We start from the raw sequence: 522 nt of genomic DNA, 5'->3' as shown, positions 1-522 counted from the left end.
GGCCGGGAAATCGGCTGTGTCGGTAATGATGGCGACGTGTTTCCAGTTTTTCGCGGCAGAGCGCACCATGGTTGGGCCGCCGATGTCGATGTTTTCAATCGCGTCTTCCAGTGTGCAGTTTGGTTTGGCGATGGTGGCGGCGAAGGGGTAAAGGTTGACGCACACTAAATCGATATTGCCGATGCCGTGCTCTTCCATCTTGGCGACGTGTTCGTCCAAATCGCGACGACCGAGAATACCGCCGTGGATTTTCGGATGCAGGGTTTTCACGCGGCCATCGAGCATTTCGGGAAAACCGGTATAGTCGGCAACTTCGATAACGGGAACGCCTGCATCAGCCAAGAGCTTTGCTGTACCGCCGGTAGAGAGGATTTCAACACCGAGCTTAGTCAGGGTTTGGGCAAATTCGACTGCGCCTGTCTTTTCGGATAGGCTGATCAGGGCGCGTTTGATGGAAGACATGGGATTTCCTTTGTTGAAGGTTTAATCGATATGGGATGAATTTTCAGGGCGGTATTATCC

The 522-nt window shown here is 53.1% G+C and carries 1 pseudogene; it reads right to left on the bottom strand.

Features of this window, described 5'->3' with window-relative positions:
* A pseudogene (gene purH, locus ACTHS3_RS16755) lies at positions 1 to 462 on the bottom strand (bifunctional phosphoribosylaminoimidazolecarboxamide formyltransferase/IMP cyclohydrolase); the annotation flags it as partial.
* Positions 463 to 522: the final 60 nt, after the last annotated feature.

This window comes from Neisseria sp. P0009.S007, assembly GCF_051962515.1.
The sequence above is the reverse complement of the archived record's forward strand: the minus strand, read 5'-3'. Positions and strand labels throughout refer to the sequence as shown.